Consider the following 5767-nt stretch of genomic DNA (forward strand, 5'->3'; position numbering starts at 1 on the left):
CTTTCTTATTATTGCGGGCGCGGTTCCGGTGGGGCGGGGTGGTTTTGGGGGCGGCCCGGCGTCGGCCCTACCCGCCCCAGATGCGGGTGACCGCGCCCATGTCGAAGTAGTCGCGCCAGGCGGTGATCAGTCCCCCTTCGACCTCGAACACGCCCATCACGGGCAGGGCGAGGCTGCGGCCGTCCTTGCCGCGCATGGTGTCGGTGCGCTCGTTCATGACCAACCCGCCCGAGGTGACCTGACGATGGATCTCGAAGTCGATCGAGGCGAAGGTGCTCAGGAAACCCGCCACGAAATCCCTGATGGCGGCGCGGCCGACCACCGGCTCCATGGGAATGTTGTGGTAGACGGCGTCCTCGGCGAAGTAGGCGGCGATCTCGTCGGGATCGGGCGTGGACCAACTGCGGCACAGCGCGCGGACGACGTCGTCGGAATCGGTCATGTGCTCGGCTCGCTTTCTCGCGACGGTGACGGGACGACGGTCGTTGCCCGGCTCGGCGTACGGCGCCGCTGCGATTCAAGCAAACGGAGCAGCCGCACGAGCGGCGAACGACGAACCGGGTCGGCCGCCCGCTGTCGCCGGCGCCGTGCGTCCGACACCCACTCAGGGGGCTCGACGCGCAGAAACCGTTGTGGCACAGTCGTTTGCGAGTCGCCGGCGGCGACGGCGCGGTCTCGCGCCACGCCGGGGGCATTAGGATTTCCACCCGTGCGCAAGATGTACGCGGGCGCCCGGCTACGGCGTCTGCGCGAGGAACGAAGGATGACCCAGGCCGCTCTGGCCAAATCGCTCGATCTCTCGCCCAGCTACCTCAACCAGCTCGAGCGCGACCAGCGACCGCTGACCATCCCGGTCCTGCTGAAACTCAATTCCACCTTCGACCTGGACGTGCAGTTCTTCGCCGCCGACTCCGACGCCCGGCTGGTCTCGGCACTGCACGATGTGCTCGTCGACGCGGCGGGCGGGGACAGCGCACCCCTGGCCGAGGTCGAGGAGCTGGCCACCCGCCAGCCCGAGGTCGCCCGCATCCTGGTGGCCATGCACCGGCGCCTGCGCGCGGCCACCGACCAGCTCGATCTGCTGTCCGCACAGGTGACCACCCCGACCAGCCCGGCGAGCGTGCCGATGCCCGCCGAGGACGTGCGCGACTTCCTCTACGACCACCACAACCACATCCCGCAGCTGGACCACCTCGCCGAGCAGCTGTTCGACGACTGCGGCCTGAGCATCGGCTCGCTGGACCGCCAGCTGGCCAGGGTGGCCGAGGAGCGCGCCGGGGTGACGGTGCTGGTGCGCGGCGACGGCGCCGACCCGACCATCCCGAAACGCCACTACGACCAGACCGGCCGCACCCTCACCCTGGCCCGCAGGCTGCGTCCCGGCCAGCGCGCCTTCCAGATCGCGGCCACCCTGGGATTCCTGCTCTACGGCGAGCACTTCGACACCGTCCTCAACGAGACCCCCTCGCTGACCGGAGAGTCCCGCGAGCTGGCCAGAATCGCACTCGGCAACTACTTCGCCGCGGCGCTGATCCTGCCCTACGGCCGGTTCCTGCGCTCGGCCGAAGAACTGCGCTACGACATCGACCTGCTGTCGCTGCGGTTCGAGGTCGGCTTCGAGACGGTCTGCCACCGGTTGAGCACGCTGCAACGCCAGGGTCAGCGCGGGGTGCCCTTCTTCCTGGTGCGCACCGACCGAGCGGGCAACATTTCCAAACGCCAGTCCGCCACCGCCTTCCACTTCGCGCGGGTGGGCGGCAGCTGTCCGCTCTGGGTCGTCCACGAGGCCTTCGCCCAGCCTGGTCGCATCCTCACCCAGATCGCGGAGATGCCCGACGGCCGCCGCTACCTGTGGATCGCCCGCACCACCTCGGCGTCCTCGCGCGGATTCGACCGCGCCGCCCGCGAATTCGCCATCGGTCTCGGCTGCGACATCGAGTACGCCGACCGGCTCGTCTACTCCGGCGGGCTCGCCCTGGACGACCCGTCCGCCGCCGTCCCGATCGGCGCGGGCTGCAAGGTGTGCGAGCGACCCGCCTGTCCACAGCGCGCCTTCCCCCGCATCGGCAGCCCACTGGCGGTCTCCGAGCACCACGTCACCGATCTGCCCTACCCACGCCTGCCCGACTCCGGGTCGTGACCCGCCCCCGGGCCGAGAGGCACGGTCGCGGCTCGGCCGGCCTCAGGACTTGGCGAGGTATTCGAGCCGCTCGGTGTCCACGGCCGCGTGCATCAGCGCGGCCAGCCCGGGATGCTCGGTCAGGCCGGGGTCCTCGGCCACCAGCTGCCTGGCGAGTTCCTGCGCGCTGGTGATGACCTCGAGATCGTCGACCAGCGACAGCAACCGCAGCGAGCGCGCGGTGCCGGACTGCGCCGAGCCGAGCACGTCGCCCTCGCGTCGCCGGCGCAGATCCAGCACCGCCAGCTCGAAGCCGTCGTTGGTGCCTGCCACCGCCTCCAGCCGCGCCATGGCCGACCCACCCGGCGCGGCGTCGGTGACGAGCAGGCACAGGCCGGGATGCACACCGCGGCCGATGCGACCGCGCAGCTGGTGCAGCTGGCTGACGCCGAACCGGTCGGCGTCGACGATCACCATCACGGTCGCGTTGGGCACATCCACGCCGACCTCGACGACGGTGGTGCACACCAGCACGTCGATCGAGCCGTCGTTGAAGGCCCGCATCACCCGGTCCTTCTCGTCGGCGGAGAGCCTGCCGTGCAGCAGGCCCACCTCGACCGAGGCCAGCGGCCCGGTGCGCAACGTTTCGTAGACGTCGACGGCGGCCTGGGTGGGTGGCGGCTCCTTGCCCTCCGGGTCGGCGGCCTTGCCGCGCCCGCCACCGGATCTCGCCGGTCTGCCGTCCTCGTCGTCGCCGATGCGCGAGCACACCACATAGGCCTGGCGGCCTTCGGCGACCTCCTCGAGAATCCGCTCCCACGCCCGCTGCACCCAGTTCGGATGCAGTTTGCGCGGCACCACCTTCGAGGTGATCGGCGAGCGGCCGCGCGGCAGCTGGGTGAGGGTGGAGGTCTCCAGGTCGCCGAGGGTGGTCATGGCGATGGTGCGGGGGATGGGGGTGGCGGTCATGACCAGCAGGTGCGGGCTGGTGCCCGCCTTCGCCTTGGCACGCAGCGCGTCGCGCTGTTCGACGCCGAAGCGGTGCTGCTCGTCGACGATCACCATGCCGAGATCGAAGAATTCGACATTGTCCTGGATGAGCGCGTGCGTGCCGATGACGATGCCCGCCTCGCCGGTGACCGCCGCCAGCAGCGCGGCCTTCTTGGCGCTCGCCGACATGGAGCCGGTCACCAGCACCACCTTGGTGGCCTGCTCGGCGGCGCCCAGTTCGCCCGCCGCGGCGAGATCGCCGAGCATGGCGCACAACGACCGGTGGTGCTGGGCGGCGAGCACCTCGGTGGGCGCCAGCAGCGCGCACTGCAGGCCCGCGTCGACCACCTGGAGCATGGCGTGCAGCGCGACGATGGTCTTGCCCGAGCCGACCTCGCCCTGCAACAGCCGGTGCATGGGATGGCTGCGTTCCAGATCGGCGGAGATCTCGCCGATCACCTTCTGCTGGCCCTCGGTCAGCTCGAACGGCAGCCGTCGCGCGAAGGCCGCGGCGATGCCGTCCGCGCGCGGCGGGCACGGGCGCGCGATGCGGCCGGACACCTCGTGCCTGCGTTCGGCCAGCACCAGCTGCAGGGCCAGCGCCTCGTCGAAACGCAGGCGCTCCCTTGCCTTCTCGATGTCGGCGCGCTGCTCGGGCAGGTGGATCAGCCGCAACGCGTCGGAGACCGGCATGAGTTCGCGGTCCTCGCGCACCTGCTGCGGCAGCGGGTCGTCGATGGGGTCGAGCTGTTCGAGCACCTGGCGCACACAGGCCAGCAGGTCCCAGCTCTGCACCCTGGCGGTGGCCGGATAGACGGGGATGAACTCGCGTTCGAGAAAGGAGACGTCCACCCCGCCCGCGCCTTTCGCGCTCTCGGCCAGCCCGCGCAGATCGCCGCCGCCGCGCACCCTGGTCATCGGCGGGGCGCCGCCGGTGCGGGTCGGATCGTCGTCGGTCTCGGGCAGGATCAGGTAGCCGGGATGGCTCAGGCTCCAGCTGCCGGGCCGCCAGTAGCTGACATTGCCCGACATCATGGCCCGCAGGCCCGGCTTGACGACGTACTTCACCTTGTCGCCGTTGAAGAAGGTCACGTCGACCGGGCGGCCGGAGCCGGTGTCGAGCTGCACTTTCAACAGCGAGCCGCGCCGGTTGCGCATGGGTCGCAGGTCGGCCTTGGCGATACGGCCGATGACGGTGATGTGCGCGCCGTCCTCGGGCGCCTCTTCGGTGAGCGGCTGGCCCTGGGTGGCGTAGCGCAGCGGATAGTGGCGCAGCAGATCCTCGACGGTGGTCATGTCGAAGGCCTCGGCCAGCGAATCGGCTGCCTTCGCGCCGAGGATGTGGTCGAGCCGGTCGCTCAGGGTCGCCATGTCCGTGTTCCTCGCCTCGTCACTCCACGCCGATCTGTCACTCCACGCCGATCTGTCACTCCACGCCGATCTGTCACTCCACGCCGGCCTGTCACTCCACGCCGGCCTGTCACTCCACGCCGATCTGCACGAGATCCTCCGGCTGGCCGCCGTCGTACACCGCGATCTCCACCCCGGGAAAGCAGCGCTCGATGTGCTCGCCCAGCGCCCCGGCCAGCGACGGGTCGGCGTCGGCGCCCATGAGCAGGGTGACCAGTTCGCCGCCGAGCCCGAGCATCCGGTCGAGCAGCGTGCGGCCGGCGCCGAGCACGTCTGGCTCTATGACCACCACGTCGTGGCCGACCAGGCCGAGCCCGTCGCCTGGCCCGCAGGTGCCGACCATGGTCAGCGCCCGCTGCGCCGCCCGCCGCACCGAACCCCACCGGGTCGCGGCCGCGGCCTCGGACATGGCGAACCCGTCGTCGACGGCGATGCGGGCGCGATCGTGCACCGCCAGCGCGGCCAGCCCCTGCACCATCGATCCGCTGGGCAGCAGCAGCACGTCGCGGTGCGCGTCGCGGGCGGCGACACCGACGGCCACCAGTTCGTGGGCGGGCAGCGCACCGTTGGGCAGCACGAGCACCTCCCGGTGCGGCAGCGCCCGGATGGCGCCGAGCAGGCTCGCCGAGGTGACCGGCTGCCGGTCCAGCACCACCGCCCCGGCCTGCTCGAACAGCGCGGAGGCGCCCGGTCCCGTCGTCACCGCGAGCACCGCGCGTTCGACGGGCACGTTCGCCGCGCGCCCCGTCCCCGGCGGCTCGGCGGTGGTCTCCCCAGCGGCGGCGGTCCGCCCGGCGGTCTCGGCGTGCGCGTCCGCTTCCACGCGCGCGTGCTCGGCGAAACTCTCGATCCTGATGCTGCTGACGGTGCCCGCGGCCAGCCCCGCCTCCACCGCGGCCCCCGCGTCGGCGCAGTGCACGTGCGCCGACCACATCCGCGCGCCGTCGCCGACCACCGCCACCGAGTCGCCCAGTTCGCCCAGCGCGGCGCGCAACCGGTCGATCCTCCGTTCGTCGGTGTCGGCGATCAGGTACATGACCTCGAAGGCGGGCTCGGCCGTTCCGCTCGCGGGCGCGCGTTCCGGCCCGGTCGGCTCGACCGGCTCGGCCACCGGCCGGGCGGACCCGGTCCCGGCGGGATCGGCGGTGTTCCTGGCGTACTCCGGCCGGGTGGGTGATTCGCCCAGCGTGACCGCCACCAGGGCGTCGAGCAGGACCCGCAGCCCCCAGGCCCCCGCGTCCACGACTC

Annotated in this window: 4 protein-coding genes; 1 reads left to right on the forward strand and 3 read right to left on the reverse strand. The window is 71.7% G+C overall.

Features of this window, described 5'->3' with window-relative positions; genetic code table 11:
* Positions 1-67 precede the first annotated feature (67 nt).
* On the reverse strand, positions 68-442 hold the full coding sequence (locus QH283_RS26415) for a nuclear transport factor 2 family protein (protein ID WP_280505642.1): 375 nt from the start codon (positions 440-442) through the stop codon (positions 68-70).
* 267 nt (positions 443-709) lie between these two features.
* On the opposite strand from QH283_RS26415, the gene QH283_RS26420 reads away from it, so the two are divergent.
* Positions 710-2140: a short-chain fatty acyl-CoA regulator family protein gene (locus QH283_RS26420; protein WP_280505643.1), complete on the forward strand. Its 1431-nt coding sequence runs from the start codon at positions 710-712 to the stop codon at positions 2138-2140.
* A 42-nt stretch (positions 2141-2182) separates the two neighbouring features.
* On the opposite strand, the gene recG is transcribed toward QH283_RS26420, so the two are convergent.
* Positions 2183-4480, reverse strand: a complete 2298-nt coding sequence (recG, locus tag QH283_RS26425) for an ATP-dependent DNA helicase RecG (protein WP_280505644.1) — start codon at positions 4478-4480, stop codon at positions 2183-2185.
* Between the two features lie 109 nt (positions 4481-4589).
* The coding region (locus QH283_RS26430; RefSeq protein WP_280505645.1) for a dihydroxyacetone kinase at positions 4590-5767 on the reverse strand (1178 nt) is incomplete at its 5' end.

Origin of the sequence: Nocardia farcinica, from assembly GCF_029867845.1 — a bacterium.
In the GTDB taxonomy this organism is placed as follows: domain Bacteria; phylum Actinomycetota; class Actinomycetes; order Mycobacteriales; family Mycobacteriaceae; genus Nocardia; species Nocardia farcinica_A.

What these genes read in the sequence shown, in the direction of transcription:
- QH283_RS26415 (WP_280505642.1), bottom strand. Translation starts at nt 442, where the DNA reads ATGACCGATTCCGACGACGTCGTCCGCGCGCTGTGCCGCAGTTGGTCC.
- recG (WP_280505644.1), bottom strand. Translation starts at nt 4,480, where the DNA reads ATGGCGACCCTGAGCGACCGGCTCGACCACATCCTCGGCGCGAAGGCA.